The organism is Pseudoalteromonas sp. SIMBA_162 (assembly GCF_046535955.1).
Lineage (GTDB): Bacteria > Pseudomonadota > Gammaproteobacteria > Enterobacterales > Alteromonadaceae > Pseudoalteromonas > Pseudoalteromonas marina.
In genome coordinates this window covers 1-253 of sequence record NZ_JAWJBQ010000800.1, presented here as the reverse complement: position 1 = coordinate 253, position 253 = coordinate 1, and the positions used below count along the sequence as shown (strand labels likewise).

General features: G+C 64.8%; 1 protein-coding gene. It reads left to right on the top strand.

Annotated features, from left to right (window positions below; genetic code table 11):
- The coding region (locus tag R0J88_RS21885) for a glycosyltransferase family 9 protein (RefSeq protein ID WP_410901159.1) at positions 1 to 253 on the top strand (253 nt) is incomplete at both ends.

Genomic DNA, 253 nt, shown 5'->3' with positions numbered 1-253 from the left:
ATGAGCGCTCTGAATGGACCTGCCTGATCGACGCTGGCTTGGCGATTCAGCAGTCGCCCTCGTTGGCCGACGTGGCAGCGTTCATTCATGAATGCGGTTGGTTCATCGGCAATGAATCTGGCATCGGCCATCTGGCCTCCAGCGTGGGCGTTCCGACGCTGACCCTCACCGGCCGCCCGACCCGGACCAAGGCTTGGCGCCCGGGCTGGTCGATGTCGCGCATTGCGTACCCCGTCTATATCCCCGGCGGCCG